Origin of the sequence: Roseovarius sp. D0-M9, from assembly GCF_037083805.1 — a bacterium.
Lineage (GTDB): Bacteria > Pseudomonadota > Alphaproteobacteria > Rhodobacterales > Rhodobacteraceae > Roseovarius.
Window position 1 is genome coordinate 1 of sequence record NZ_JBAPKZ010000026.1, and the last position, 25,916, is coordinate 25,916.

A 25,916-nucleotide genomic window follows, 5' to 3' on the forward strand; every position below is an offset into this window, starting at 1 on the left:
TCCCGCCCTCCCTGTCACCAGAAAGGGTAAAGGTGGACGACTTTTACGCCGCCCGCAGCAGGCTCATCCCGCCGCTACCGTGGCCGACTTTCGCACCGCCGTTCTCACCCTGACCTCCAGTAACCTAGTCATCGGCGGAAGGCTGCGCGTCGATATGCCTGTGGCCTTCGGACGCCGCATCCTGTTACCGATGCTGTTGGAGATTGCGAAGCCCCATCCGGGCCTGAGCCTGACGCTGTCCTTCACCGATGCCGTCATCGACCCGCTACATGACGATGTCGATCTGGTGATCCGGTTCGGCCCCCTACCGGACACGCAAGGGCTGATCGCGCGCAAGCTTGCAAGTCAAAGGCTCATGATCTGCGCCGCGCCCTCCTATTTACAGGAGCAAGGTGTGCCCCGGTCGCTCTCCGACCTGCAGAACCACTGGAACATTGTAGGGATGCGAAGGGGGCCCCCCGTGACTTGGCTTGTTCAGGAAAACGGCCATACACAGCGAATTACACCTCCGCCCACACATCAATTCAGCGACGGCGATGCCATCATAGCGGCGTCGGTCGCGGGCTTCGGGATCTGTCAGATGCCGTCCTCGGTCTTGCGCGAGCATCTAAACGCCGCAACCCTGGTTCCCATTCTGGAAGACCATTCGCAGGGCACAGTTGATGTCCACATCGTCTGGGCCCGGCAAGGACAGCTCAGCCCCAGAATCCGCTACGTTGTAGACCGTCTCGTGGAATTCGCTGAGGCTGGGCGGTTAAGCGTAAGCGGTGCCTGAAGAGCGCTGGGATTTCAGTTTGACGGCCGGAAATTCCAGGGAAGCAACTCGTCGATGCGCTGTTGCGGGTGTCCGGCCGCGATGGCTTCGAGCGTAGATTTCAGATATCCGAACTGCTTTTCGGCCTGAGCGTTCACCAGGATGATGTCGCTGTCTTCATCCACCACCACCATGGCATCGGGCGCCGCTTCCAGCAGCCCGCGATATCGGGCCTCCATCTGAACCAGGTTCAGTTCCGCGGCCTTGCGCAGGGTGATGTCGCGGATCGCCGCGGTGACAAGAATGCCATCGTCGCTTTCCAGCGGGCTCAGCATCATCTCAATGGGGAATTCGCTGCCGTCCTTGCGCCGCGCCAAGAGTTCGATCCCGGTACCGATCTGCTGGGTAAGTGCCTCAGCCGCCGACCGGGTGCCATCGGCGATCAGTCGCTCCGCAAAACCTTGTGGAATGATTGCCGTGATCTGCTGGCCTACAAGTTCGTCGCGGCGATAACCGAATTGTTTCTCCGTCCGCAAATTGACAAGGACGATTTCGCCGACTGCGTTGACGACAACCATGGTGTCAGGAGCGGCTTCGAGAAGGCCGCGGTATCGTGTGTCGGATTCGTTGAGAATGGTAATTCGCATGGGATTGAAGGCGTCCTTTCGGATCACGTTCGCAAAGGAGTTGCTGACGATGTGATGATGAGGTGGCGCCGGCTTCCGTGCGTCCAGTCGCCAGAATTCGGGTAGAAGCCAAAATTAGTATAAATGATGAGTATACCGAGCCAGGCCGAGAAGCTAACTGACCTAATGGGCTGGGCAGTTAGCCTGCCCCTTTTTTCCGGGCGAATTTCGCACTGGCGTCGCTGGCCGTCGTCGACTGGGCCTCCGCCATCCGGAACGCCAAGGGCATGCGGCAGTGCGGAAGAACGCGGGCTTTGATGATCGCCTGAATGTCAGTTCTGACAATCGAAACCCGACACTTTGCACTTGCAGCGAATGACCGGAATCCGCCCACTTATCGGATGCCGCGTCAGCAAAGCATGAGGGGAGGTGCCGGCAGCGAACGGCCGGAAGGTCCGCAGTGCCGGCATCCGGGAAACAACGCCTTCCCGATAATTTTCGCAGGAATTCTTCGAAGCGCCACGGCATGAGATTTCCAGCCTCAAGCGTCGGAATTTCCAGCTGGCTTCGCGAATGCTTTGCAGAAATTCCAAGCGCCCCGCATCGTGGAAAAATTGACCGCGCACCAGCTTTTCTGGGCAGCACACGCCCGAGCATGTGACACAGAAAACTTGGCACCAAGAAGAAAAAATTTCTCTCATCCGCTAACATTCTCAAGGGGACGTTGACGAGAAACTTGCAGCACACCGGTCGACTGCACGCGAATTTCCATTTGTTTGACACGATGGCACAGTCAATTTTTTTAATTCAAAAACAGTAACTTGCTTCGATCCATACGATCGCTCCAAGGTGTTCCGAAAAAACAAAATGACACAAAGGTCATGGCACATGAAATCATGCCTTTGGCACAGGAGCACGGAACTTTCATGTAGTTGAAATATAGGGAAATTGTCGCCTCGGATTTGCCCAAAAGTTCTTATGGATCATATTTTCATAAATAATTTCCGACGGTTATCCAATACCTTCCAAAGAGTGCCTCGCGCACCGAGGACACCTTGAGAAGCACCAAGTTTTCGGCAAAAAACAGGCCCTGCACAACACCATTTCAGGGACCGCACAAAAAATGACATTTTCTTTATAAATATCAAATGCTTACAATGAATTCACTGCATGCCAAGCGCTTCTTTATACATCTCAAGCACCGCCTCTTCTTCGGCGATGTCGTCCTTGTCGCGCTTGCGCAGGGCGATCACCTTGCGCATGACCTTGGTGTCGTAGCCGCGCGCCTTGGCCTCGGCCATGACTTCCTTTTGCTGTTCGGCCAGGTCCTTCTTTTCCGCATCGAGGCGCTCGATACGCTCGATGAACTGGCGCAGTTCATCTGCGGTGACGCGATAGGTGGCATCTGGGGTCTGGTCGTCCATGGATCTACTCCGCATCCTCAAAGATGCCCGTGACTACAGCGGCCCCTGCCATCCCGCAAGCCCCGGCGACTTGAGCTTGGCGTCGCGGCACGCTAGAGGGCAACGAGACACACATCTTGACCTCTAGCCAAGGACCGAAGTCATGCAAATACTCATCTGGAGCGGCGCGGCCGTCTCTCTTGTCGGTCTGGTCGGTCTGATCTGGTGCGTGGCGCGCGTGTGGACCGCGCGGCGCGCGCGGCTCGAGGACGCTGAAATGCGCGAGGTTCTGAAAAAGGTGCTGCCCGTGAACACTGGCGCGCTTTTTCTGTCCGTGATCGGATTGATGATGGTGGTCATCGGTATCTTGCTGCGCTGACGTTGGCGTTCATCAGATCCAGCCAAGCACCAAACCCACATTCCTAAACCCATACTGCATTGCAGCACAAAGAGCCGAGATGCAGCACGCCGAGCGCGCAGGGCAGGGCAGGCATCACTCCACACCGTGATCCGACATCTCTCTTGGGGCACCGCTGGCAGCGGCAGCGCGCACTGGCGTGGCCGCGTTCGGGAGCAGGGCACATTCCTCCTTGGGCGCGGTGCCCGACATATCGGCAATGTCAGCGATCCGCGTCACATCGACGGCAGGCGCGCCCGGGATCTCGCCCGATCGGCCGGGGCCCGCTGCTTGCCCCGCTCCTGCGAGTGATTGCCTGGCGGACGGAGCCGGCGGCGCGTCCTTGGCCTCGGGAATCAGGCGCACGGCCCGCGCACCATTGAGCTGGCCCAGCTTTGCGACTGCCACGACGTGTTTCTGACTGGCCTCCAGCCGCACCTGCAAATTCGGCTCCGCCGAAAAGGGCAGCAGTCCGCCCACCTCCAGCTTGCACACCTTTTCGAGCGGCAGTGTGACACGGCCCAGCACGGCCTCAAGACTGACCGGCGCATTCATCGCGCTCTGCTCAAGCGTGCGCTGCAAGGCGGAGGACTTGGGGTCAGACACGGGCCTCGCGGGCGTCTCGGGCACCGGCAGCAGAAAGGTGACAGCGCCGGGATGGCCATCATCACCCACCTCGACCATCATGCGAAAGACGTGAAAGGCGGGCGCGCTCAGGGCCAATGCCATACCGCGCGCATCGTCCATCATCACGCCAAAGCGATAGCCCGCCGCCCAATGCGGCACAGATTGCACCCCACCACCCGGCTCTTGCGCATCCCCCTCCAGCTTGGCCTCGGCACCGCTGAGTGCCGCGTCGATCAGCGGTGCCGCGATGGCCGCATCGGTGCGCGTGACGGCGCGTCCGCCCGTTCCGCGCCCGGTCACGCGCCCCGTCGTCTGAATTTCGATCAGCGCGGCAAGCAGCGCGGTATCGACGCACACGGCCCCGCGCGCACCGCGCGGACCATCCAGCAGCACCATCAGGCCGCCGTCCGCAAATTCCGCCCTGAGCGCGGTTTGCGAAATCTCGACCTGTTCGACCGCAGCCACGACCATCGGCAGATCAAACAGCATGTCCGACGCCTGGGCAAGCGCCAGACGCAATGCCTTGGCCGGAGACATCGCACGCGCCTGATACTCCTCTCGCGAGGCGCGCGCCTTGCGGTGGATGACCGTATTGCCGCTCTGAGGTGCCATGCGTTCTGCCGCCATCCCTTGCCTGTTGCCGTGGCACAGAGCGTAACGCGCCTTGGGTTACCAAAAGGTTTCGACCGAACGACCTTTTGCCAGAAAACGGCGCGTCAGAGCGCCTCGCGCGGGAGCGTCACGCGAAACGCCGCGCCGCCCTGCCCCGGCAAATAGGATATCGTGCCACCAAGGCGCAGCATGATCTCGCGGCAAATGGCAAGGCCAAGGCCCGCTCCCGGCGCCCGCGTGGCCCCCAGCCGCGAGAATTTCTCGAATATCAGCGCCTCATCTTCGATGGCGATGCCTGTCCCGTTGTCGATGAAATCCACCGTCAGGCCGGCCTCGCCCGTCTCGGACCGCACGCGCAGCACCGGGGTCTCCGCGTCACAATACTTGCGCGCGTTGGCGATGAGATTGATGAACACCTGTGCCAGCCGGTCCATGTCGGTATTGAGGCGCACCTGCTCGGCCTCCGCGTCGCGCTGGATGTCCAGGGTGTCGGACCGCGCGCCTGATTTTCCAGCCGGTGCGCTGCCGACCGTTGCTGCGACGGCGCGATCAAGCACCTCTGCCAGCGTGCCTGTCTGCGCATTCAGCACCACCTGCCCGGATTCGAGCACGGACAAGTCCAGCAGATCATCCAGCAGCCGCGTGAGCCGCAGCGACTCGGCGTGAATGATCGAGGCGTATTTCTTCTGTTCGTCACCGCTCAGCTCACCCTCGCGCAGGATCTCGGAAAAGGCCCGGATCGACGTCATGGGCGTGCGCAACTCATGGCTGACCTGGCTTAGAAAGCCGTCCTTTTGCACCGAGAGGCGGGTCAGCTTTTCGTTGACCTCGCGCAGCTGCCGCGCGGTTCTGGCCTGCTCGGCCGATTTCGCCTCGAGCTGGCTGGAGTATTCCATGATCTGCGCCGTCTCATCCGCCACCGCCAGCAGATCCTCGACCGAGACGGTGGTGCGCCCGACGATCTGGCTGATCATGGCATGTGCTGTCGCGGCGCCGACCGAGCCTGACAGCCGCCGCTCGAGCCATTCGAGAAAGTCGGGGGAGGGTTCGGGCAGGTAGCCGGTCAGGCCCTGACGGCGCGCGGCGCGGCTGAACAGCTCCTGCGCCTCGGCGGCGCCCATGATGCGCTGCGCCATGATCAAGAGATCCTCCGATTGGCCGCGCCCGCCGGTCCATGTGCCCGGCCCGCGCGAATGTTCAAAGACATTGACGAATTGCGCCCCCTGGAGCCGCTCGACCGGGCGCGGAAAGCTGAGGATCGACACAATGCAAAAGGCCGCCGTGTTCAGTCCCACGGACCACATGACCGCATGCACCAGCGGATCCATACCCCCGGTCCACAGCAGCGCTTGCGGGCGCAGCCATGAGAGCCCGAAGAGCCCCTGGTCAAAGACGTGCTGCGGCAGGACCACCCCGACGCCAAAGCTCGGCAGGAAAAGACAGTAGATCCACAGCACAAATCCCACACCCAGCCCCGCCAGCGCCCCGCTGCGCGTGGCGCCGCGCCAGATCAGGCCGCCCATCAATGCGGGCAGAAACTGTGCGACACCTCCGAAGGCGACAAGGCCGATGGCCGCCAGCGCCGTGCCCCCGCCAGACATGCGGAAATAGAAATACCCCAGCATCACGACAGCCGCGATGGACAGCCGCCGCGCCAACAGGGCAACCTGGCGCACATCGCCAGACATCATCGCCGTGCCCCCAGTGGCGCGCAGCCATATGGGCATGACGATATGGTTCGACACCATGGTCGACAGCGCGATGGCCGCAACGATGACCATCGACGTGGCCGAGGAAAACCCCCCGAGAAACGAAAGGATCGCCAGCCCGTCCTGCCCTGCCACGAGCGGCAGGTTCAACACATAGAGGTCAGGGTTGGACCCTGCCGGCATCACCTGCAAACCAACGGCGGCGATGGGCACGACAAAGAGGCTGATCAGCATCAGGTAGAGCGGAAAGGCCCAGGCGGCGGTGCGCAAATGGCCCTCGTCCTCATTTTCGACCACCATGACCTGAAACATGCGTGGCAGGCACAGAAACGCCGCCGCTGAGAGCAGCGTCAGTGCGGTCCAGCGGCTACCCGAGACGTCGAAGTCGGCGATGGGCGAGGCGTCGATGCGCGCCAGCGTGGCAGCAAGGCCGCCCTCTAGGCCCCAGACGACAAAGACGCCAACCGCGATGAGCGCGATCAGTTTGACCACCGCTTCGACGGCAATGGCGATGACGACGCCGTGATGACGCTCGTTGGCATCAAGGTTTCGGGTGCCGAAGAGAATGGTGAAAAGGGTCAGGCCCAGCGCGGCGTAGATCGCAATCGACTGCACCGAACGCCCCCCCTCGAGACCCTGCGGCGAGAAGGCGGCAAAGGCCAGCGTGACCGATTGCAATTGCAGGGCGATGTAGGGCGTCGTGCCGATCACCGCGATAATCGTCACGCAAACCGCCAGCGTATTGGACTTGCCATAACGGGACGAGATCATGTCAGCGATGGATGTGATGCGCTGGCTGCGGCCCACGCGCACCATCTTGCGCAGGGTCCACCACCAGCCGATCATCACCAGGGTCGGGCCGAGATAGATCGTGACGTATTCCATGCCCGAGCGCGCGGCAAAGCCCACCGCGCCGTAAAATGTCCATCCCGTGCAATAGATGGAAAGCGATAGCGTATAGACCAGGGGCGAGCGCAGCCATGCGCCGCGCCCCCGCCGTGCGGCGCGATCAGCGGCAAAGGCAACGGTGAAGAGAAAGATCACATAAACGACGCAGACCGCCGCAAGGACATTGAGCGTCGCCATCAGCGCACCCGCGCCCCGCCGCCATCATGGGGCGCATCCTTGCCTGCTTGGCTGGCCTCACCGCCATGGTCCGGGTCTTCGTGCTCTGGCGGATCACCATCGCCTGCACCGGCCACCGAATGCAGCCCGCGCGTGATCACCGCCGACAAGATCGTCAGACCGCCCCAGACGACAAAGACATAGATCATGACATGCGAGGTGCGCGCGCCTGCGCCTTGCCCCCCTTGCCCTTCGGGCGTGCTGTCTCCCAACCACAGCAGCGGCAGCGCAAAGAGCAATGCGCCCAAGATGGGCAGCAGTCCCGCAGCGTCAATCATCCGGCGCTGGCGATACGTGCTGCGCGCCACGAAGAGCGCGTAACCCGCCTTCGATTTTGACGGCTGGCGCGCGCCGAATGCCTCGGATGCTGCGGGCGCGGCGTCAGAATCCGTCATGGGCTCGCCTGAAGGCCGGGGCGCTTGCCCTGCGGCAGGCCGCGGCGGCTTGCTCATGCCTGCCCTGCGAGGGCGCGCACAGCCTCCAGCATCTCAGTGTTGGAGAAGGGCTTGGTCATGAAGCGGCTGGCGCCCGCGCGCTCGGCCATCTCGCGGTCCTTGCGCTGGCCGCGCGCCGTCAGCATCAGAACAGGCGTCGCGCCCAGTTCCGGATCGGCGCGGATATCGGCCAATATCTCGAACCCCGAGCGATGCGGCAGCATCACGTCGAGGATAATCAGATCGGCGCGCCGCTCGCGCACCGCATCCATCGCGCCTGCGCCGCCCGTATGGCTGCGCACCTGCCAGCCATCGCGCGACAAGATGAAGCTGATGGCCTCAATGATGTTCGGCTCGTCCTCGATCAGCAAGACCTGCCTTGCCATCCGCATCCCCTCCCTGCTGTCCGCGCGGGGCGCACCTCTCCTCCGGTGCGCTCTGCGGACATTCTTGGCGGCCCCCAATCGGTGGCTGCAAAACGTAACTATTGGCGATTGGATGGGCTTATGTCAAAAGCCCATATGACGTATATGACTTAGCTGGCGGGCGCGCTGCCCGGATCGGCATCGGGCAGGATCGACGGCTCGCGCCGGGCTGCGCAGGCGCGCCTTGGGCAGATCCGGCACGAGGTGCCCACGGGCACCGGCGCGCCATCCTCGCCCTGCGCAAGCCAACCGCTCGCGTCCCGGTCCGGCAAAAGCAGCATGTAGCTGCGCAAAAGCGGCGGCAAATTGAAGCCGCCGGGCACCGCCTCTTCGGCGGCGGTCAGCGCCAGCACCGGACGCGCATCGCGCTCGGGCTGAAGCAGGCGCTGGCGCAGGACCATCCCCGGTTGCGCGCCGGCGCGAAAAAGCGGCCAGAGCGCGCAGACCCCGGCCAGACGCATCACCGCAAAGCCCTCCAGCGGCTTCAGCCCCAGAATAGCCCCAGAGGCATCCGCAGTGACCAGCCCCACAGGGCCCACCAGATCCTCGGGCATGGCCGCCAGCCTGCGAAAGATCAAAGGCAGCGGCGCGCCCAGATCCCGCGCCAGCTCCAGTGGCGCGGTGCCGTGCCGCGCCAGAGCCGCGTGCAGCCTTGCCTCGGGCAGCGCAGCGGCATCGGCCGCATAGCGCGCCAGCGCGGCGGCGATCAACTCATGCGCGCCGGTGCCGGGGCGCAAGCCTGCATCCCTGAGGATATCGGCCGGATCACCGCCCTTCTCCAGCGCGTCAAACCGATGACCGGCAGCATCCAGAAAGCTGTCCATCTCGTCCTGCGGCGACAGGATGTCGCGGCCCGTGCCGGGCCCCTCATCGAGGTATCGCACCAGCCGCTCGGCCCCTTCGGCCAGCCGCTGGCTATCCTCGCCAAGGTTACGGTGAAATCGCGCCTGCCATTCCGGCTCCAGCCCGCTGGTATCGGCCAGGATCGACGCCGTGGACCGGATGGCGGTCACGACCGACAGGACCTCGTGCAGCGATCCGGCCAGATGCGGATCATGCGCCAGACGATCGGCCAGCGCATCGGCGCGGCGCGCCTCGCCTTGCGCACGGCGTAACGTTGCAACAGCCAGATGCGCCCAGCCGGGAAAGCGCCCGGCGAACTCTTCGAGGCGATCCAACTCGGGCGGGGGCAGCGTATCATCGGCGGGCGCGTCCCCAGCAGCGTTGGGCGCGCCGCTTCTGGCCATGTCGCCTGCCGCCTCGCGCAGACCGTCCATCAGCGCGGCCTCGCCCCCATGGGCCAGCGCCTGCGCATCGACCTCAAGCGCGGCGGCAATACGCAGCAGTATTCCGCCACCGATTCTGCGGCGATTATGCTCGATCAGATTGAGATAGGAGGGCGATATGCCCACCTGCCGCGCAAGTGTGCCCTGAGCCAAACCCCGCTCCATCCGGCGCGCGCGGATGCGCGTGCCGGTGATCGTGCCTGCCTCATCACCCTGCGTGGCGGCGGGGCCAGTGTCATTTTCGTTTCGTTTCAATGCGGTTTCCAATGCGATTGACCGATCTTTACACGAAAATCAAAAGTCCTGTGCACAATTTTACAAAATAATTGTTTTGCAAAAGGCAGTTGTTGAGAATTTTTCTTTCGTCGTGTCATAATCCTTTTGCACAAAGTGCGGTCACGGCAATGCGCGGAGGAGGCGTTTGTCGAGATTGATCATAAAGGGAGGATTCAATGTCCACATCCAACTTCACCCGTCGCGGTATGCTCAAGACGAGCGCCGTCGCGGGCGCGGGCCTCGCGGTTCCGACCATCTTCACGGCCAGCAGCGTCGCGGCCTTCACCAATGATCCCAGCGAAGCCAGCAGCGTCACGCTGGGCTTCAATGTGCCACAGTCCGGGCCCTATGCCGATGAGGGCGCCGACGAGCTGCGCGCCTATGAGCTCGCGGTCGAGCATCTGAACGGCGAAGGCGACGGCGGCATGATGAACACCTTCAGCTCCAAGGCGCTGCAAGGCAACGGCATCATGGGCAAGAAGGTGGAGTACGTTTCCGGCGACACCCAGACCAAGTCCGACGCAGCACGCGCCTCGGCCAAGTCGATGATCGAAAAAGACGGCGCCATCATCATCACCGGTGGTTCGTCCTCGGGTGTGGCTGTCGCCGTGCAGGCGCTCTGCCAGGACGCCGGCGTCATTTTCATGGCCGGCCTCACACACTCGAACGACACGACCGGCAAGGACCGCAAGGCCAACGGCTTCCGCCACTTCTTCAACAGCTGGATGTCCGGCGCGGCCCTCGCGCCCGTTCTGGCGAACGCCTATGGCTCTGACCGCAAGGCGTATCACCTGACCGCGGACTACAACTGGGGCTACACCACCGAGGAAGCGATCCGCAACTCGACCGAAGCCATGGGCTGGGAGACCGTAAACGCGGTCAAGACCCCGCTGACCCAGACGGACTTCAGCGCCTATATCACACCCGTCCTTCAGTCGGACGCCGATGTGCTGGTTCTGAACCACTACGGCGGCAACATGGTCAACTCGCTGACCAACGCCGTCCAGTTCGGTCTGCGCGACAAGATGGTCAACGACAAGCAGTTCGAAATCATCGTGCCGCTCTACTCCGAGCTTATGGCGCGCGGCGCCGGCAAGAGCATCGCGGGAATCTTTGGCTCGCAGAACTGGGACTGGAAACTGGAGCGCGAAAAGGGTGACCGCTATGTCGGCACCGATGTTTTCGTGAAATCCTTCGGCGAGAAATACGGCTTCCCGCCCAGCCAGGCGGCACATACCTGCTACGTTCAGACCCTGCTTTATGCGGATGCGGTCGAGCGCGCAGGCAGCTTCAACCCCTGCGCAGTCGTCGAAGCACTCGAAGGCTTCGAGTTCGACGGTCTGGGCAACGGGCCGACCCTCTACCGCGCCGAAGACCACCAGTGCTTCAAGGACGTTGTGGTGGTGCGCGGCAAGGAAGACCCCGAGAACGAATTCGACCTGGTCGAAATCGTCGAGGTTACCCCTGCCGATCAGGTGACCTATGCCCCCGATGCCCCCGAGTTCGGCGGCTCCGAGGCATCGCTCGGCGAGTGCAACTCCGGCGCATAAGAGCATGACGGCCCGCCTCCGAGGTATCGGGGGCGGGCCACACACCTCTTTCCTGCGCGATGGCTCGTTCCGGGCCCGACCTGGCCACTGAGATTGGCTGGACTGATTTCTGACATGTGAGGCAGACGATGGATGCGATAATCCTGCAAATCCTCAATGGACTGGACAAGGGATCGGCCTATGCGCTGATCGCCCTCGGCCTGACATTGATCTTCGGCACGCTGGGGGTGGTGAACTTTGCCCACGGCGCCCTGTTCATGATCGGCGCATTCTGCGCGGTCACGCTCAGCCGCATTCTGACGTTCAGCCACGAGATCGTGGACGAGTCGCGCACCGACTTTCTGGGCAATCCGATGACAGTCGAGGTGCCCTATATATACCGTCTTGTCGGCGAGAGCGCGGGCGATTTCATGATCGACTGGGCCGTGCCGATCTCGATCCTCTTTGCCATCCCTGTCATGATCGCCATCGGCGTCATCATGGAGCGCGGGCTGATCAAGCATTTCTACAAACGCCCGCATGCGGACCAGATTCTGGTGACCTTTGGCCTTGCCATCGTCCTTCAGGAAATCATCAAGTATTTCTATGGTGCCAACCCGATCCCGACCCCGGCGCCCGAGGCGTTTCGCGGCTCGTTCGACTTTGGTGAATTTCTGGGGATGCAGGCCAACTCGATCATCTACCCCTACTGGCGCCTCGTCTATTTCGCCTTTGCCCTTGTGATTGTCGGCGGTGTCTTTGCCTTCCTGCGCTTTACCACCTTCGGGATGGTCGTGCGCGCCGGCATGGCCGACCGCGAGACGGTGGGCCTGCTGGGCATCAACATCGACAAGCGCTTCACCATCATGTTCGGCATCGCCGCTGCCGTCGCCGGCCTGGCGGGTGTGATGTATACGCCCATCAACAGCCCCAACTACCACATGGGCATGGATTTTCTCGTGCTCAGCTTTGTCGTGGTCGTCGTGGGCGGCATGGGCAGCCTTCCGGGCGCCGTGCTGGCCGGATTTCTCCTGGGCATTCTCGAGAGCTTCGCCTCGATGTCCGCCGTTCTCGAGGCACTGCCCGGGATCAATCAGATCGTCATCTACCTGGTGGCCATCATCGTTTTGCTGACACGTCCTCGTGGCCTTATGGGCCGCAAGGGCGTGATGGAGGAATAAGACCATGCTGGGACTGACACGCAAAGACGCCATGTTGCTGGTGATCGTCGCAGCCCTCGCGCTGCTCGCCCCCTTCCTGTTGAACCCATTTCCCGTCAACTCGGGAATGGCACAGTTCAACGCGGGCTACCCCGATCTGATGCAGCGCTTCGTGATCTTCGGAATCTTCGCCATCGGGTTCAACATCCTCTTCGGCCTGACCGGCTATCTCAGCTTTGGTCACGCAGCCTTCCTAGGGGTGGGCAGCTATGCCGCGATCTGGATGATGAAGCTGCTGACGACCAACATCATCCCCGGCATCATCATGTCGATCATCATTGCGGGCCTCTTTGCCCTGATCGTCGGCTTCATCTCGCTGCGGCGTTCGGGCATCTACTTTGCCATCCTGACCCTTGCCTTCGCGCAGATGTCATATGCGCTGGCCTATTCGGTGTTGACGCCAATCACGGGCGGCGAGACAGGTCTGCAACTCAGATTCAATGATGCACGTGTCCTTGACGGTGTTCTCGGGCAGGGCGAACGCGCAAGCGCCAACCTCTTTGGCCTCGACATGACCGACAGTTACGACATGATCGTCGGCGCATGGCAGTTCACCTTCAACGCGGGCTATTATATCGCGGCAGTCGCCCTTGTGCTGGCCTTCTATCTGTCGATCCGCATCTTCCGCTCGCCCTTTGGCATGATGCTGCGCGCGATCAAGTCCAACAACACCCGCATGACCTATACGGGCCTCAACGCGCGACCCTATGCGCTGGCGGCCTTCGTGATCTCGGGTATGTATGCCGGCCTCGCCGGTGGCCTGATGGTGGCGATGGACACCCAAGTGGGGCCCGAGCGGATGTTCTGGACCGCCTCTGGTGAGGTCGTCCTGATGACAATCCTCGGTGGTGCGGGCACGTTGATCGGCCCGGTCCTGGGCGCGGGTCTGATCAAATATATGGAAAACATCGTCTCCAAGATCAACGGTAGCATCTTGCATGAGTGGTTCTACTGGATGCCGGACGGTCTTGAGGATCTGACTGTCGCGCTGATCTATCCCTTCATCGGCAAGGGCTGGCATCTGACGCTGGGTATCGTCTTCATGCTCGTCGTCATCTTTCTGCCCGGCGGTCTCGTCGAAGGAGGGCAGCGCATCCGCCGCATCTTCCAAGGCAAGAAGGCCAAGAAATCCTCCAAGCAAACATCTCCGGCCGAATAAGGAAACGCAGCCATGGGCATTCTAGAAGTCAAGAACGTCAACAAGCGTTTCGGCGGTCTTCAGGCGCTGGGGGATGTGAACCTCAGCGTCGCGGAGAACTCCGTGCACGCGATCATCGGCCCCAACGGGGCCGGCAAATCCACCCTCCTGAACGTGCTGGTGGGCAAGCTGATCCCGGACACGGGCTCGGTCAGCTTTGACGGCCAGTCGGTGCTGGGGCGCAAGCCCTACGAGATCAATCAGATGGGCATTTCCCGCGTGTTCCAGACGCCCGAGATCTTCGGTGATCTGACGGTCCTGGAAAACATGATGATCCCGATCTTTGCCAAGCGCGATGGCGCCTTTCGCATGCATGCCATCGAAAGCGTCGGCAGCGAGCGCGAAGTGGTCGAGCAGGCAGAGCACATGCTGGAAAGCCTGAACCTGGCCGACCAGCGGCACAATCACTCGGCCTCGATGAGCCGAGGCAACAAGCGCCGCCTCGAAATCGGCATGTGTCTTGCGCAAGAGCCGCGCCTGTTGCTGCTGGACGAGCCGACGGCGGGCATGGCCCGCGCCGACACGAACAACACGATTGATCTGCTGAAACAGATCAAGGACGAGCGCGACATCACCATCGCCATCATCGAGCATGACATGCACGTGGTGTTCAGCCTGGCCGAACGGATCACCGTGCTGGCACAGGGCAGCCCCCTGGTCGAGGACACGCCGGACAAGATCAAGGGCCACCCCAAGGTGCGCGAAGCCTACCTGGGCGAAACCGCAGCCTGACGGGCGCGCGCCGCCAGACATGGGCCGGACACCGCCCCGATGCCCGCAAAAGGACAACAGATATGACCGCACAACCCGATTTCACCAAGAACGCCAACCACGCCGCGACAGCACCCGCCTTTCTGTCGGTCTGGGGAATGCAGGCCTACTACGGCGAAAGCTATATCGTTCAGGATATCAGCTTCAACGTTCATGAGGGCGAGATCCTCGCCCTTCTGGGTCGCAACGGCGCGGGCAAGACGACGACGCTGCGCGCCATCGCCCGCATGGACAACCCCCAGCTCAATCATGGGGAAATCTGGCTGGACCACCAACCCCTGCACAAGATGAAAAGCCATGAGGCTGCCGTCGCCGGGATCGGCCTCGTTCCCGAGGATCGTTGCATCATCCCCGGCCTCACGGTCGAGGAAAACCTGCAGCTAGCGCAGATCGCGCCGCCCATCGGCTGGTCGCTCGATCGGATTTACGATCTGTTCCCCCGCCTTGCCGAGCGCCGCACGCAAGAGGGCGTCACCCTCTCGGGCGGCGAACAGCAGATGCTGGCGGTCGCGCGTGCCCTGGCCCGCGACATCAAGGTGCTGCTGCTGGATGAACCTTACGAGGGCCTTGCCCCTGTCATCGTGGACGAGATCGAAAAGACGCTGCGCATCATCAAGGATCAGGGCATCACCACCATCCTTGTGGAGCAGAACGCCGTGCGCGCGTTGAACCTTTCGGACCGGGCCGTCATCCTTGACACCGGCGGCATCGTCTTTGACGGTAGCGCGGCCGAGGTGCTGAACGACGAAAAGCTGCGCGCGGAATACCTGGCGATCTAGGCGCCGCCTGCGGCGCACCATGTGCCCCGCTGCGTCCAGCCACGATCACTCACTACAGAAAGTCACTTTCATGTCCGACAAAACATATTCCCCCGCCCCGGAGTTCACAAAATCCGCGCATATCGACGCCGACACTTACGACAAGATGTATGCCGCCTCGATCAAGGATCCCGATGCGTTCTGGGGCGAACATGCCCAAAAGCTTGACTGGATCGAGCCATTTACCAAGGTCAAGAACGCCTCTTTTGAGCACGGCAACGTCGACATCCGCTGGTTCGAGGATGGCGTTCTGAACGTCGCGGCAAACTGCATCGACCGCCACCTCAAGACGCGCGGCAATCAGACCGCCATCATCTGGGAGGCCGACGACCCAGACACACCGTCCCTGCACATCACCTACAAGGAGCTGCACGAAAAGGTGTGCCGCTTTGCCAATGTGCTCCTGAGCCAAGGCATCATGCGCGGCGACCGCGTGGTGATCTATCTGCCAATGATCCCCGAGGCTGCGTATGCCATGCTGGCCTGTGCGCGCATCGGCGCGGTGCATTCTATCGTCTTTGCCGGGTTCTCGCCCGACGCGCTGGCCAACCGGATCAACAATTCGGGCGCCAAGGTGGTCATCACCGCCGACGAGGCCCCGCGCGGCGGCCGCAAGACGGCGCTGAAGTCGAATACCGATGCCGCCCTGCTGCATTGCAACGACAAGGTGCGCTGCCTCGTGGTCAAGCATACCGGCGGGCAGACCACATGGGTCGACGGGCGCGATGTCGACGTCAAGGCGCAGATGGAGCATGTCAGCCCCGAGTGCCCGGCCCGCCCGATGAATGCCGAGGATCCGCTGTTCATTCTCTACACGTCCGGCTCCACCGGTCAGCCCAAGGGCGTCGTTCACAGCTCGGCCGGATATCTGCTCTATGCGGGGCTGACGCATAAATATGTCTTTGATTATCACGAGGGCGATGTTTTCTGGTGCACCGCCGATGTCGGCTGGGTCACGGGCCACAGCTATATCATCTACGGGCCGCTGGCGAATGGTGCCACCACGCTGATGTTCGAAGGCGTGCCGACCTATCCCGATGCCAGCCGCTTCTGGCAGGTCTGCGAAAAGCACAAGGTCAATCAGTTCTACACCGCGCCCACCGCCATCCGCGCGCTGATGGGTCAGGGCAAGGAATACGTCGAGAAATGCGATCTGAGCGATCTCAAGGTGCTGGGCACCGTGGGTGAGCCGATCAACCCCGAGGCGTGGAACTGGTACAATGATGTCGTCGGCAAGGGCAACTGCCCCATCGTCGACACGTGGTGGCAGACCGAAACCGGCGGCCACCTGATGACCCCCCTGCCCGGCGCGACACCCACCAAGCCCGGCAGCTGCACCAAGCCCTTCTTCGGGATCGAGCCCGTTATCCTCGACCCGCAAACCGGCGAAGAGCAGACCACGCCTGAAGCCTCCGGCGTTCTGTGCATCAAAAGCAGCTGGCCCGGCCAGATGCGCACCGTCTACGGCGATCACGAGCGGTTCGAGAAGACGTATTTCTCGGATTACAAAGGCTATTACTTTACCGGCGACGGATGCCGCCGCGATGCGGATGGCTATTACTGGATCACGGGCCGCGTCGATGATGTCATCAACGTCTCGGGGCACCGGATGGGCACGGCAGAGGTGGAATCGGCTCTTGTCGCCCATGCCGACGTGGCCGAGGCCGCCGTTGTCGGCTACCCGCACAACATCAAGGGTCAGGGCATCTATGCCTATGTCACACTGATGAACGGGGTCGAGGCGACCGAGGATCTGCGCAAGGAACTGGAGAAGTGGGTGCGCACCGAAATCGGCCCCATTGCCAAGCCGGACCTGATCCAATGGGCTCCGGGCCTGCCCAAGACACGCTCGGGCAAGATCATGCGGCGCATCCTGCGCAAGATCGCCGAGGATGACTTTGGCGCATTGGGCGACACCTCCACGCTGGCCGACCCGTCGGTGGTGGATGATCTGATCGAAAACCGGATGAACAAGAAGTAACCAGATGCGCCCCGCCGGATGATCCCGCGGGGCGCGCAATGTTGCTCAATTTTTGCAGCAAGGCTTTGGCGTGAAAGATCTTAGCCGCGCCCGCGATAGGGCGGCACGCCCTGATCGGGAATCCAGACCCCGGCAGGCATCTCGCCGGTCTGATAGAACACGTCGATCGGAATGCCCCCACGCGGATACCAATAGCCGCCGATGCGCAGCCATTTAGCCTCGGTAAACTCCGCAATGCGCCGCCCGATCGTGACGGTGCAATCCTCGTGAAACGCGCCATGGTTGCGGAAACTGCCCAGATAAAGCTTGAGCGACTTCGACTCGACCAGCCAGTCACCCGGCACATAGTCGATCACCAGATGCGCAAAATCGGGCTGGCCGGTCATCGGGCAAAGCGACGTGAACTCGGGCGCAACAAAGCGCACATTGTAGAGCACGTCGCCTTGCGGATTTTTCACACGCTCCAGCTCGGCCGTGGCCGGATCGTCGGGCAGCGCGGTGTTCGCGCCAAGCTGCTTGAGATCCTGATAGATATTCTCGCTCATCTCGCCTCCTCTGGCGGCCCTAAACGCCGCGCTTGTTTCCCCATAGCATCACATGCAGCTGCGGCAGCACGCGCGCGGCGTGCCAGCGATCCGCGATCACCCGGTCCACCAGCCAGCGCATCCGTTCGTCGATCCCGTCCTGATCGACGGTCGCGCTGTCATCTTCGGGCGGGGGCGGCGTGTGATTGCCGGGCTGCAAGTAGATCGGCAGCGCGGGATGGCGCGCCGCCACGTCCTGCGCATAGGCATAATCGGCCTCGTCAAAGACGACGATCTTGAGCACGGTGGGCGCGCCCTTGGCCGCGTCCACGCAGTCCTGCAAGATCTGCCAGTCGGTCTCCATCTCGGACGACGGCGGCTTGGGGCTGAGCACCAGCATGTCGAGCTGCGCGAACCAGTCCCGCGCGACCGAGCCTTGCGTCTCGATGGCAAAGCCATAGCCCTCGGCCCGGCCCGCCTCGATCAGCTCGCCCATGGGCTGGATCGCCGGATTGCCGCCCGAGAGTGTCACGGTCAAAGGCACCCCGCGCGACAGTCGGCGCACCTCGTCCATCACCGCGACCGCGCTCATCGGGGTCCAGTCATGGCGGTATTCACTGTTCACCGCGTGCAGGCTGTCGCACCAGACGCAGCGAAAATCGCAGCCGCCCGTGCGCACGAATACCGTAGGCACACCGATCAGCGCACCCTCGCCCTGAATCGTCGGGCCAAAGATCTCGGATATGCGGATGGCGTCGCTCACGGGCGATACTCGGCCCATGTCTTGGGCGTCTCGCTGACCTTCACCGCCGCAGTCTCAGACCAGCGGGCGGCGCACCAGTCATAAAGGTGCTTGGCCATCCGCTCGGCCGTCACGCAATCATCGCCCAGCACCTCGTTGAGATGGCGGTGATCCAGTTCGTCATCAATGTAGCGCTTGAGCGGGGACAGCTCGAGATAGTCGCGCACAAAACCATGCGGGTTCAGCGTATCGGACACCAGCTCGACCACGACGATATAATTGTGACCGTGCAGGCGCGCGCATTGGTGATCGTCGGGCAAACCAAACAGCTGATGCGACGCCGAGAAGTGGAATTCCTTGGTGATGCGATACATGCGCTATTCCTCGTTGCCAGTGGCGCCGCGCCAGAACTCGGGATCGGCATAGACCGTAGGGTCATCGACGCCCGCCAGATGAAACGCCTCGCGCCGCTCGACGCAGGTGCCGCAGCGCCCGCAGTGCAGATCGCCGCCCTTGTAGCAGGACCACGTCTCGGCAAAGGGCGTGCCGTGCCTCGCCCCGTCGGCGGCGATATCGGCCTTGCTGCCATTCACATAGGGGGTCAGCAGCCGGACATCTGCATAGCCGTCCATCGCGCGGTCCTCCATCGCCTGAAAGGCGGCGATAAAATCGGGGCGGCAATCAGGATAGATGAAGTGATCGCCCCCATGCACGGCGGTGGCAACCGCGTCCACCTTTTGCGCGGCAGCCATGCCAAAGGCGATGGCCAGCATGATGGCATTGCGATTGGGGACCACCGTGATCCGCATCGTTTCTTCGGCGTAATGCCCGTCGGGCACGTCGATATCGTCCGTCAGCGCGCTGCCGCCAAGGGCCGCGCCGATGGCAGAGATGTCGATCACGTGATGCGGCACGTCGAGGCGCCGCGCACAGGCGGCGGCATAGTCCAGCTCCTTGGCGTGGCGCTGGCCGTAGTTGAACGACAAAAGCGCGTGCAACGCGCCCGTCGCCGCATAGCGATGCGCCAATGCGACCGAGTCCATCCCGCCGGAGCAGATGACCATGACTTTCATATCTCGTCCTTGTTTTGAGCGGGTAGGCTGCGACCGCATAGTGAGGGGCATTTAAGCCCGCAGCGCAGCCAAGGCAACCCGCGCGGTCGCAGGGGCCGCAGATGGCGACGCGCCGCCCATGGCCCACAGTCCGCACAAACCCGGTTTTCTATGGCGCCCGCATACCATATAAGCAGCGAAAATCACACTGCGCCATGCCGGGCGCAAGCCGTTTGAGGATCACCGATGCCCAAAACCACGCATGACGACGATGTCGCCTTTATCAAGGCGCTGGCCGAGTTGCTGAACGATAATGATCTGACCGAACTCCAGGTCAAGCGCGACTACGGCGAGGATGACAGTCTTAACGTGCGCGTGAGTCGCCGGAACGAGGCGGCCGCACCGCAGCAGTATATGCCGCAGCCCATGCCCCAATCCGCTCCGCCAAGCGCCGCGCCCCCGGCGCCCGTCGCAGCCGCACAGGGCGAAGACCCGGCGAGCCATCCGGGCGCAGTGACCTCGCCCATGGTCGGCACCGTCTATACCCAGGCCGAGCCGGGAGCGCCCAGCTTCGTGTCGGTCGGCGATCAGGTCAACGAAGGCGACACGCTGCTGATCATCGAGGCGATGAAGACAATGAACCATATCCCCGCCCCGCGCGGTGGCACGGTCAAGCGCATCCTCGTCGAGGATGGCGGCGCCGTGGAATACGGCGCGCCCCTGATGATCATCGAGTAAGGTATACCCATGTTCGACAAGATCCTGATCGCCAACCGGGGCGAAATCGCCCTGCGGGTCATCCGCGCAGCGCGCGAGATGGGCATTCATTCCGTCGCCGTCCATTCCACCGCTGACGCCGACGCGATGCATGTGCGCATGGCGGATGAGAGCGTTTGCATCGGCCCGCCCGCCAGCACCGACAGCTATCTGTCGATCCCCGCGATCATCGCGGCCTGCGAGGTGACTGGCGCGCAGGCGATCCACCCCGGCTACGGGTTCCTGTCTGAAAACGCGGCATTCGTGCAGATCGTCGAGGATCATGGCCTGACATTCATCGGCCCCACCGCCGAGCACATCCGCGTCATGGGCGACAAGATCACGGCCAAGGACACGATGCGGCAGCTGGGTGTGCCTTGCGTGCCCGGCAGCGAAGGCGGCGTTCCGACCCTCGCCGATGCGCAGCGCATCGGCGACGAAATCGGCTATCCCGTCATCATCAAGGCGACTGCCGGTGGTGGCGGCAAGGGCATGAAAGTGGCCAATTCCGCAGCCGAGATGGAGCGTGCGTTCCAGACCGCGCGCGCCGAGGGCAAATCGAACTTTGGCAATGACGAAGTTTATATCGAGAAGTACCTGACCACGCCGCGCCACATCGAAATTCAGGTCTTTGGCGATGGCAAGGGACGTGCCGTGCATCTGGGCGAGCGCGATTGCTCGCTTCAGCGGCGTCACCAGAAGGTCTTTGAAGAGGCCCCCGGCCCGTCGATCACCCCCGATGAGCGGGATCGCATCGGCAAGATCTGCGCCGACGCGGTTGCGCGCATCAACTACACCGGCGCCGGCACGATCGAATTTCTCTACGAGAACGGCGAGTTCTACTTCATCGAGATGAACACGCGCCTGCAAGTGGAACACCCCGTGACCGAAGCCGTCTTTGGCGTCGATCTGGTGCGCGAGCAGATCCGCGTGGCAGCCGGTCTCGAGATGGAGTTTCAGCAGGATGATCTGAAAATCAACGGTCACGCCATCGAAGTGCGCATCAACGCGGAAAAGCTGCCGGAGTTTTCGCCGCGCCCCGGCCGGATCACCCAGTTTCACGCACCCGGCGGTCTGGGCGTGCGCATGGATAGCGCGCTTTATGACGGCTATAGCATCCCGCCTTATTACGATTCCCTCATCGGCAAGCTGATCGTGCATGCGCCTGACAGGCCCGCCGCGCTGGCGCGCCTCAACCGCGCATTGGGCGAGTTGATCGTCGATGGCGTCGACACCACCGTGCCACTTTTCCACGCATTGTTGCAGGAAGAGGATATACAGACCGGCGGATACAATATTCACTGGCTGGAGCATTGGCTGGAGACAAACCTGCGCGGCTAAAAGCAGGGCGCGCATTGATCGTGTTGAGCACTGCGTACCGCCAAAAGCCGTGACCGAGGTTTTTGGCGGATCGCATCAGGCCGCATTTGCGAGGCAGCGCATGAAGGACACGGATTTTTCGCTGACGCCCGACCTTTTGTTGAATGCCTATGCCTCGGGCATATTTCCAATGTCCGAAGGGCGCGACGACCCCGAGATTTTCTGGGTCGATCCGCGCCAGCGGGGCGTGATGCCACTGGATGGCATCCACGTGTCGCGCAGCCTGTCCAAGCGGATGCGGCGCGCCGACTATTCTGTTGCGCTAAGCCACGATTTCGCAGGCGTGGTGGATGCCTGCGCAGACCGGCCAGAGACATGGATCAACAGCGAGATCCGCAGCCAATACATCATGCTTCACGCGCTAGGGCACGCTCATTCGATGGAAATCCGCGCGGGGGGCGAGTTGATTGGCGGCGTCTACGGCGTCACCCTGGGCGCCGCGTTCTTTGGTGAGAGCATGTTCTCACGCGCCACAGATGGCTCGAAACTGGCGCTGGCTCATCTGGTGGATCACCTGAGGCGCTGTGACTTTCGCCTCTTTGACACGCAGTTCCTCACCGATCATCTGGCAAGCCTGGGCGCAATCGAGATCAGCCGTGCGGCTTATCGCGCGGAATTGGCGGTGGCCATAAACCGACCCGCAAGCATCCACAGCCTGCCCGTCGATCCATCGCCTCACTCTGTCCTGCAGCGCAGCACCCAGACATCGAGGCGGGGATGATCCAGCGCATTCAACGCAGGCGATGACGCGAACATCCAGCCGGAAAAGATGGTCTCTGCGTCACTGTCACGGATGGTGAGGAAGGCAAAAGCATCTGCCGCAGGATCGCCCTGCGGATAACGACACTCCTGCAACTCGACGGTCAGCGACCCGATCTGGCCCTCTTCGCCGGGGCCCAATGTCATGTCAGTGATGTCGCCAGACACCTTCTCGAGCCCGCGGAGCACAGCGCCCGTGCCAAGCTCGGTGGCCTCCTGCGCTGCTGCCGTCATTGGCAGCACAGCCAGCGCCAGGGCCGCCAGCCGCATCATTGGGATGGGGCCTGATCGCTGTCGCCGCCGACGAATTTCATCAAGAGCGAGACAAGACTGATAGAACCTTGGGTGAATTCGATCTGATCACCCGGCTCGAAATAGAGGGGCGAACCGCCCGGCAGGATCTCGACATAGTTGCCGCCCAAAAGACCTTCGGAAGAGATCGCCAGCGCACTGTCCTCGGGCACGTCAATGCCATTTGCAACGGCAATTGTGGTGCCCGCCCGGTAGGTGGCAGGGTCGAGCGCCATGGACGTCACGCGCCCCACCTTGACGCCCGCAAGGCGCACATCCGTGCCCACGGTGATACCATCGGCCGACCGAAAGCTGGCGCTCAATTCGTAGGTATCGCCGCCCGCAGATGCGCCGGTCAGCTTGCCCGCATAGACGACAAAGCCCAATGCGACGGCCAGCACGACGGCGCCCGCGATGATTTCGCTCTTGTTCTCAGCCATGTTCGCTCTCTGCTGGGGTGGGGTCGCCCTACTCGGGGCGCCACGCCTCGTAATCGCTGCGCGGCTTGGGTTGGCTACGCCTAATCGAGCCGGCGGGTGCATAGGCCAGCGCGGTGCCGGTCAAATTCTCCAGATGCGGCTTTTCCCACGTTTGATGGGGCAGTGGCGCCTCGGTGGGCGGCTCCTTATAGGTGTGGTGCAGCCATCCATGCCACTCGGGGCTGACGCGGCTCGCCTCGGCCTCGCCATTGTAGATGACCCAGCGGCGGTCGCCATCCTTGGACCTGTAGAAGATGTTGCCCTGCGAATCCTCGCCCACCTTGACGCCTCGGCGCCAAGTATAAAGCTGAGTGTTGAGGGTCTGGCCGTGCCACCAGGTGACGGCGCGCAGCAGCGAGTTGAGAATGCCCATGTCGTCCTCCTCGGAGTGTTGCACCTGATATGGCGCATCAAGTCGCAAAGGTCCAGTGGCACAGGCGCAGGAATGATGTCAGCGCGTGCGGCAAAAGCGGCTTGCCGCTTGGCTCAATGCAAAAGGGCAGGCCCAACGGCCTGCCCCTCTGTCGCACATCGGTCCAAGGCCTCTTAGCCCGCCGATTTGCCCTCTTTCTTGGCAGCCTCGGCGTAGATCATCAGCGGCTTGGCGCCGGATGCGACTGCCTCTTCGTTGACGATCACTTCCTCGACATTTTCCATGCTCGGCAACTCGAACATCGTGTCGAGCAAGATATCCTCAAGGATCGAACGCAGGCCACGCGCACCGGTCTTGCGCTTGATCGCACGCTTGGCAATGGCGGTCAGCGCGTCGTCGGTAAAGGTCAGCTGAGCATTCTCAAGCTCGAAGAGGCGCTGGTATTGCTTGACCAAGGCATTCTTGGGCTGGGTCAGGATCGTGATGAGCGCATCCTCGTCCAGATCCTCGAGCGTTGCGATAACCGGCAGACGGCCGACAAATTCGGGGATGAGGCCGAACTTCAGCAGATCCTCAGGCTCAAGATCCTTGAACACCTCGCCGATGCCGCGATCGTCCTTGTCCCGCACATCGGCGCCAAAACCCATGGCCGATCCCTTGCCACGCGCCGCGATGATCTTGTCCAGACCGGCAAAGGCACCGCCGCAGATGAAGAGGATGTTGGTCGTGTCGACCTGAAGGAATTCCTGCTGCGGATGCTTGCGCCCGCCCTGCGGCGGCACGGCGGCAACCGTGCCTTCCATCAGCTTCAGCAGCGCCTGCTGCACGCCCTCGCCCGACACATCGCGGGTGATCGACGGGTTCTCGGACTTGCGCGTGATCTTGTCGACCTCGTCGATATAGACGATGCCGCGCTGCGCGCGCTCGACATTGTATTCCGACGCCTGAAGCAGTTTGAGAATGATGTTCTCGACATCCTCGCCAACGTAACCGGCCTCGGTCAGCGTGGTCGCGTCCGCCATCGTGAAAGGCACGTCGAGGATGCGTGCCAGCGTTTGGGCCAGCAATGTCTTGCCGCAGCCGGTCGGGCCGATCAGCATGATGTTGGATTTCTGAAGCTCGATATCGCCGGACTTGCCCGAATTGTTCAGACGCTTGTAATGGTTGTGCACGGCCACCGAGAGAACGCGCTTGGCGGTAAACTGACCGATCACATAGTCGTCCAGAACGTCGCAAATTTCGCGTGGGGCGGGCACACCTTCGGAGGATTTGAGCCCTGCGCTGCGGGTTTCCTCGCGGATGATGTCCATGCAAAGCTCGACACACTCATCGCAGATGAAAACGGTCGGCCCCGCGATCAGCTTGCGCACTTCGTGCTGACTTTTGCCACAGAAGCTGCAGTAGAGAGTATTCTTGCTGTCGCTGCCTGAACTATTCGACATGATCTACCTTTCGGGCGGTGCGTTGCAAATCGGGGCCCGATCCGGGGATCGGACCGCCATTGCCTTTAGCTTATGGCAGGCACCCGGCGGCGACAATCGCAAAATTATCCCCCTTCCGGTGCCCCTTTCGGCCCTTACGACTCGGGCTTGTCCTCGTCTTCGGGCTTGATACGGTTCTCGACGATTTCGTCGATCAGGCCCCATTTCTTGGCGTCCTCCGGCGACATGAAATTGTCGCGCTCCAGGGCCTCTTCGACCTTTTTCAGCGTCTGGCCGGTGTGTTTGACATAGATCTCATTGAGGCGCTTCTTCAGCTTCAGCGTCTCTTCAGCGTGGATCATGATGTCGGTCGCCTGACCCTGATAGCCACCCGACGGCTGGTGCACCATGATGCGGCTGTTGGGCAGGGAGAAGCGCATTCCGGGCGCGCCTGCCGTCAGCAGAAGCGAGCCCATCGAGGCCGCCTGGCCGATGACCAGCGTCGAGACCTTGGGCCGGATGTATTGCATCGTGTCGTAGATCGACAGACCGGATGTCACCACGCCTCCGGGGCTGTTGATATACATGCTGATCTCTTTCGACGGGTTCTCCGCCTCAAGGTGCAGAAGCTGCGCGACGATCAGACTGGACATGCCATCATGAACGGGACCGCTCAAGAAGATGATCCGTTCCTTCAGCAGACGCGAGAAGATGTCGTAGGCCCGCTCACCCCGGCTGGTCTGCTCGACCACCATCGGCACGAGGGTATTCATGTAGGTGTCCATTGGGTCTGTCATAATCCGCCTTGCATGCTGATATGTCCGTCCGCCATCTAGCGGATCATTCCTAAAGAAGTCTTAGTGCTGCGCCACAGCGCCTGCAAGGGGAGCGGCGGGAATTAGCCCCCTGACGCGCCGTCGCCCGCTGCCCTTTTCGCGCACGCGCCCA

The 25,916-nt window shown here is 62.1% G+C and carries 27 protein-coding genes and 2 pseudogenes; 12 read left to right on the plus strand and 17 right to left on the minus strand.

Translation table 11 applies throughout. The features are described 5' to 3' along the window. On the plus strand, positions 1-775 hold a 775-nt coding region (locus V8352_RS15590), incomplete at its 5' end, for a LysR substrate-binding domain-containing protein (protein ID WP_336425225.1). A gap of 14 nt (positions 776-789) precedes the next feature. On the opposite strand, the gene V8352_RS21985 is transcribed toward V8352_RS15590, so the two are convergent. The 3 genes and pseudogenes from V8352_RS21985 to V8352_RS15600 form a co-directional block, all read right to left on the minus strand. Next, positions 790-993 (minus strand): PAS domain S-box protein, encoded by a 204-nt coding sequence (locus V8352_RS21985; RefSeq protein ID WP_442971048.1) that lies wholly within the window; start codon positions 991-993, stop codon positions 790-792. An 18-nt stretch (positions 994-1,011) separates the two neighbouring features. Continuing rightward, a pseudogene (locus V8352_RS21990) lies at positions 1,012-1,401 on the minus strand (PAS domain S-box protein); the annotation flags it as partial. A gap of 1,142 nt (positions 1,402-2,543) precedes the next feature. Beyond that, on the minus strand, positions 2,544-2,804 hold the full coding sequence (locus tag V8352_RS15600) for a DUF2312 domain-containing protein (protein ID WP_336425227.1): 261 nt from the start codon (positions 2,802-2,804) through the stop codon (positions 2,544-2,546). A gap of 142 nt (positions 2,805-2,946) precedes the next feature. Between V8352_RS15600 and V8352_RS15605 the strand changes: the two genes are divergently transcribed. Continuing rightward, positions 2,947-3,162, plus strand: a complete 216-nt coding sequence (locus V8352_RS15605; protein ID WP_336425228.1) for a hypothetical protein — start codon at positions 2,947-2,949, stop codon at positions 3,160-3,162. A 114-nt stretch (positions 3,163-3,276) separates the two neighbouring features. On the opposite strand, the gene V8352_RS15610 is transcribed toward V8352_RS15605, so the two are convergent. From V8352_RS15610 to V8352_RS15630, 5 genes are all read right to left on the minus strand, one after another. Further along, positions 3,277-4,419, minus strand: coding sequence for a FliM/FliN family flagellar motor switch protein (locus tag V8352_RS15610; RefSeq protein WP_336425229.1), 1,143 nt, complete (start codon positions 4,417-4,419; stop codon positions 3,277-3,279). A 104-nt stretch (positions 4,420-4,523) separates the two neighbouring features. Next, entirely contained in the window at positions 4,524-7,214 is a 2,691-nt protein-coding gene (locus tag V8352_RS15615) for an ATP-binding protein (protein ID WP_336425230.1), read from the minus strand. Beyond that, positions 7,214-7,648, minus strand: coding sequence for a hypothetical protein (locus V8352_RS15620; protein WP_336425231.1), 435 nt, complete (start codon positions 7,646-7,648; stop codon positions 7,214-7,216). The genes V8352_RS15615 and V8352_RS15620 overlap by 1 nt, the downstream gene beginning before the upstream one ends. A 53-nt stretch (positions 7,649-7,701) precedes the next feature. After that, positions 7,702-8,073: a response regulator transcription factor gene (locus tag V8352_RS15625; protein WP_336425232.1), complete on the minus strand. Its 372-nt coding sequence runs from the start codon at positions 8,071-8,073 to the stop codon at positions 7,702-7,704. A gap of 149 nt (positions 8,074-8,222) precedes the next feature. Continuing rightward, positions 8,223-9,653, minus strand: a complete 1,431-nt coding sequence (locus V8352_RS15630) for a short-chain fatty acyl-CoA regulator family protein (RefSeq protein WP_336425233.1) — start codon at positions 9,651-9,653, stop codon at positions 8,223-8,225. A gap of 197 nt (positions 9,654-9,850) precedes the next feature. On the opposite strand from V8352_RS15630, the gene V8352_RS15635 reads away from it, so the two are divergent. The 7 genes and pseudogenes from V8352_RS15635 to acs all read left to right on the plus strand — a co-directional run bounded on the left by V8352_RS15635 (position 9,851) and on the right by acs (position 17,191). Continuing rightward, positions 9,851-11,224, plus strand: coding sequence for a substrate-binding protein (locus tag V8352_RS15635; protein ID WP_336425234.1), 1,374 nt, complete (start codon positions 9,851-9,853; stop codon positions 11,222-11,224). Positions 11,225-11,352: 128 nt separating this feature from the next. Next, positions 11,353-12,384: a branched-chain amino acid ABC transporter permease gene (locus V8352_RS15640; protein WP_336425235.1), complete on the plus strand. Its 1,032-nt coding sequence runs from the start codon at positions 11,353-11,355 to the stop codon at positions 12,382-12,384. Between the two features lie 4 nt (positions 12,385-12,388). Then, complete coding sequence (locus V8352_RS15645) at positions 12,389-13,582, plus strand: branched-chain amino acid ABC transporter permease (protein WP_336425236.1); 1,194 nt, start codon at positions 12,389-12,391, stop codon at positions 13,580-13,582. 12 nt (positions 13,583-13,594) lie between these two features. Then, a pseudogene (locus V8352_RS15650) lies at positions 13,595-14,113 on the plus strand (ABC transporter ATP-binding protein); the annotation flags it as partial. A 105-nt stretch (positions 14,114-14,218) separates the two neighbouring features. Beyond that, on the plus strand, positions 14,219-14,353 hold the full coding sequence (locus V8352_RS21995; RefSeq protein ID WP_442971049.1) for a hypothetical protein: 135 nt from the start codon (positions 14,219-14,221) through the stop codon (positions 14,351-14,353). 62 nt (positions 14,354-14,415) lie between these two features. Continuing rightward, positions 14,416-15,171 (plus strand): ABC transporter ATP-binding protein, encoded by a 756-nt coding sequence (locus V8352_RS15655; protein ID WP_336425238.1) that lies wholly within the window; start codon positions 14,416-14,418, stop codon positions 15,169-15,171. 70 nt (positions 15,172-15,241) lie between these two features. Continuing rightward, the gene (acs, locus tag V8352_RS15660) at positions 15,242-17,191 is read left to right on the plus strand and encodes an acetate--CoA ligase (RefSeq protein WP_336425239.1); all 1,950 of its coding nucleotides are present in this window, start codon (positions 15,242-15,244) and stop codon (positions 17,189-17,191) included. 80 nt (positions 17,192-17,271) lie between these two features. Here the strand turns inward: acs and queF are convergent, their stop codons facing one another. The 4 genes from queF to queC are packed head-to-tail and all read right to left on the minus strand — an operon-like array spanning position 17,272 to position 19,530. Then, positions 17,272-17,736, minus strand: coding sequence for a preQ(1) synthase (gene queF / locus V8352_RS15665; RefSeq protein ID WP_336425240.1), 465 nt, complete (start codon positions 17,734-17,736; stop codon positions 17,272-17,274). Between the two features lie 19 nt (positions 17,737-17,755). After that, entirely contained in the window at positions 17,756-18,496 is a 741-nt protein-coding gene (gene queE / locus V8352_RS15670) for a 7-carboxy-7-deazaguanine synthase QueE (protein WP_442971047.1), read from the minus strand. After that, positions 18,475-18,831, minus strand: a complete 357-nt coding sequence (locus V8352_RS15675) for a 6-pyruvoyl trahydropterin synthase family protein (protein WP_336425242.1) — start codon at positions 18,829-18,831, stop codon at positions 18,475-18,477. The genes queE and V8352_RS15675 overlap by 22 nt, the downstream gene beginning before the upstream one ends. Before the next feature lie 3 nt (positions 18,832-18,834). Then, positions 18,835-19,530, minus strand: coding sequence for a 7-cyano-7-deazaguanine synthase QueC (gene queC / locus V8352_RS15680; RefSeq protein WP_336425243.1), 696 nt, complete (start codon positions 19,528-19,530; stop codon positions 18,835-18,837). 225 nt (positions 19,531-19,755) lie between these two features. Between queC and accB the strand changes: the two genes are divergently transcribed. From accB to aat, 3 genes are all read left to right on the plus strand, one after another. Beyond that, entirely contained in the window at positions 19,756-20,247 is a 492-nt protein-coding gene (accB, locus tag V8352_RS15685; protein WP_336425244.1) for an acetyl-CoA carboxylase biotin carboxyl carrier protein, read from the plus strand. Between the two features lie 9 nt (positions 20,248-20,256). Further along, complete coding sequence (accC, locus tag V8352_RS15690; RefSeq protein ID WP_336425245.1) at positions 20,257-21,606, plus strand: acetyl-CoA carboxylase biotin carboxylase subunit; 1,350 nt, start codon at positions 20,257-20,259, stop codon at positions 21,604-21,606. A 100-nt stretch (positions 21,607-21,706) separates the two neighbouring features. Then, positions 21,707-22,366, plus strand: a complete 660-nt coding sequence (gene aat / locus V8352_RS15695; RefSeq protein ID WP_336425246.1) for a leucyl/phenylalanyl-tRNA--protein transferase — start codon at positions 21,707-21,709, stop codon at positions 22,364-22,366. On the opposite strand, the gene V8352_RS15700 is transcribed toward aat, so the two are convergent. The 5 genes from V8352_RS15700 to V8352_RS15720 all read right to left on the minus strand — a co-directional run bounded on the left by V8352_RS15700 (position 22,321) and on the right by V8352_RS15720 (position 25,765). Beyond that, positions 22,321-22,674, minus strand: coding sequence for a DUF2155 domain-containing protein (locus V8352_RS15700; RefSeq protein WP_336425283.1), 354 nt, complete (start codon positions 22,672-22,674; stop codon positions 22,321-22,323). The genes aat and V8352_RS15700 overlap by 46 nt on opposite strands. Next, entirely contained in the window at positions 22,674-23,135 is a 462-nt protein-coding gene (gene mlaD / locus V8352_RS15705; protein WP_336425247.1) for an outer membrane lipid asymmetry maintenance protein MlaD, read from the minus strand. Before mlaD ends, V8352_RS15700 begins: the two co-directional genes overlap by 1 nt. Positions 23,136-23,163: 28 nt before the next feature. Next, a complete protein-coding gene (locus tag V8352_RS15710) occupies positions 23,164-23,547 on the minus strand; it encodes an NADH:ubiquinone oxidoreductase subunit NDUFA12 (RefSeq protein ID WP_336425248.1) in 384 nt (127 codons plus the stop codon). Between the two features lie 173 nt (positions 23,548-23,720). Next, complete coding sequence (gene clpX / locus V8352_RS15715) at positions 23,721-24,989, minus strand: ATP-dependent Clp protease ATP-binding subunit ClpX (RefSeq protein WP_336425249.1); 1,269 nt, start codon at positions 24,987-24,989, stop codon at positions 23,721-23,723. Positions 24,990-25,123: 134 nt separating this feature from the next. Further along, positions 25,124-25,765 (minus strand): ATP-dependent Clp protease proteolytic subunit, encoded by a 642-nt coding sequence (locus tag V8352_RS15720; protein ID WP_336425250.1) that lies wholly within the window; start codon positions 25,763-25,765, stop codon positions 25,124-25,126. Positions 25,766-25,916: the final 151 nt, after the last annotated feature.

What these genes read in the sequence shown, in the direction of transcription:
- V8352_RS21985 (WP_442971048.1), bottom strand. Translation starts at nt 993, where the DNA reads ATGGAGGCCCGATATCGCGGGCTGCTGGAAGCGGCGCCCGATGCCATG.
- V8352_RS15600 (WP_336425227.1), bottom strand. Translation starts at nt 2,804, where the DNA reads ATGGACGACCAGACCCCAGATGCCACCTATCGCGTCACCGCAGATGAA.
- V8352_RS15605 (WP_336425228.1), top strand. Translation starts at nt 2,947, where the DNA reads ATGCAAATACTCATCTGGAGCGGCGCGGCCGTCTCTCTTGTCGGTCTG.
- V8352_RS15610 (WP_336425229.1), bottom strand. Translation starts at nt 4,419, where the DNA reads ATGGCACCTCAGAGCGGCAATACGGTCATCCACCGCAAGGCGCGCGCC.
- V8352_RS15615 (WP_336425230.1), bottom strand. Translation starts at nt 7,214, where the DNA reads ATGGCGACGCTCAATGTCCTTGCGGCGGTCTGCGTCGTTTATGTGATC.
- V8352_RS15620 (WP_336425231.1), bottom strand. Translation starts at nt 7,648, where the DNA reads ATGACGGATTCTGACGCCGCGCCCGCAGCATCCGAGGCATTCGGCGCG.
- V8352_RS15625 (WP_336425232.1), bottom strand. Translation starts at nt 8,073, where the DNA reads ATGGCAAGGCAGGTCTTGCTGATCGAGGACGAGCCGAACATCATTGAG.
- V8352_RS15635 (WP_336425234.1), top strand. Translation starts at nt 9,851, where the DNA reads ATGTCCACATCCAACTTCACCCGTCGCGGTATGCTCAAGACGAGCGCC.
- V8352_RS15640 (WP_336425235.1), top strand. Translation starts at nt 11,353, where the DNA reads ATGGATGCGATAATCCTGCAAATCCTCAATGGACTGGACAAGGGATCG.
- V8352_RS15645 (WP_336425236.1), top strand. Translation starts at nt 12,389, where the DNA reads ATGCTGGGACTGACACGCAAAGACGCCATGTTGCTGGTGATCGTCGCA.
- V8352_RS21995 (WP_442971049.1), top strand. Translation starts at nt 14,219, where the DNA reads ATGCACGTGGTGTTCAGCCTGGCCGAACGGATCACCGTGCTGGCACAG.
- V8352_RS15655 (WP_336425238.1), top strand. Translation starts at nt 14,416, where the DNA reads ATGACCGCACAACCCGATTTCACCAAGAACGCCAACCACGCCGCGACA.
- acs (WP_336425239.1), top strand. Translation starts at nt 15,242, where the DNA reads ATGTCCGACAAAACATATTCCCCCGCCCCGGAGTTCACAAAATCCGCG.
- queF (WP_336425240.1), bottom strand. Translation starts at nt 17,736, where the DNA reads ATGAGCGAGAATATCTATCAGGATCTCAAGCAGCTTGGCGCGAACACC.
- queE (WP_442971047.1), bottom strand. Translation starts at nt 18,496, where the DNA reads ATGGGCCGAGTATCGCCCGTGAGCGACGCCATCCGCATATCCGAGATC.
- V8352_RS15675 (WP_336425242.1), bottom strand. Translation starts at nt 18,831, where the DNA reads ATGTATCGCATCACCAAGGAATTCCACTTCTCGGCGTCGCATCAGCTG.
- queC (WP_336425243.1), bottom strand. Translation starts at nt 19,530, where the DNA reads ATGAAAGTCATGGTCATCTGCTCCGGCGGGATGGACTCGGTCGCATTG.
- accB (WP_336425244.1), top strand. Translation starts at nt 19,756, where the DNA reads ATGCCCAAAACCACGCATGACGACGATGTCGCCTTTATCAAGGCGCTG.
- accC (WP_336425245.1), top strand. Translation starts at nt 20,257, where the DNA reads ATGTTCGACAAGATCCTGATCGCCAACCGGGGCGAAATCGCCCTGCGG.
- aat (WP_336425246.1), top strand. Translation starts at nt 21,707, where the DNA reads ATGAAGGACACGGATTTTTCGCTGACGCCCGACCTTTTGTTGAATGCC.
- V8352_RS15700 (WP_336425283.1), bottom strand. Translation starts at nt 22,674, where the DNA reads ATGCGGCTGGCGGCCCTGGCGCTGGCTGTGCTGCCAATGACGGCAGCA.
- mlaD (WP_336425247.1), bottom strand. Translation starts at nt 23,135, where the DNA reads ATGGCTGAGAACAAGAGCGAAATCATCGCGGGCGCCGTCGTGCTGGCC.
- V8352_RS15710 (WP_336425248.1), bottom strand. Translation starts at nt 23,547, where the DNA reads ATGGGCATTCTCAACTCGCTGCTGCGCGCCGTCACCTGGTGGCACGGC.
- clpX (WP_336425249.1), bottom strand. Translation starts at nt 24,989, where the DNA reads ATGTCGAATAGTTCAGGCAGCGACAGCAAGAATACTCTCTACTGCAGC.
- V8352_RS15720 (WP_336425250.1), bottom strand. Translation starts at nt 25,765, where the DNA reads ATGACAGACCCAATGGACACCTACATGAATACCCTCGTGCCGATGGTG.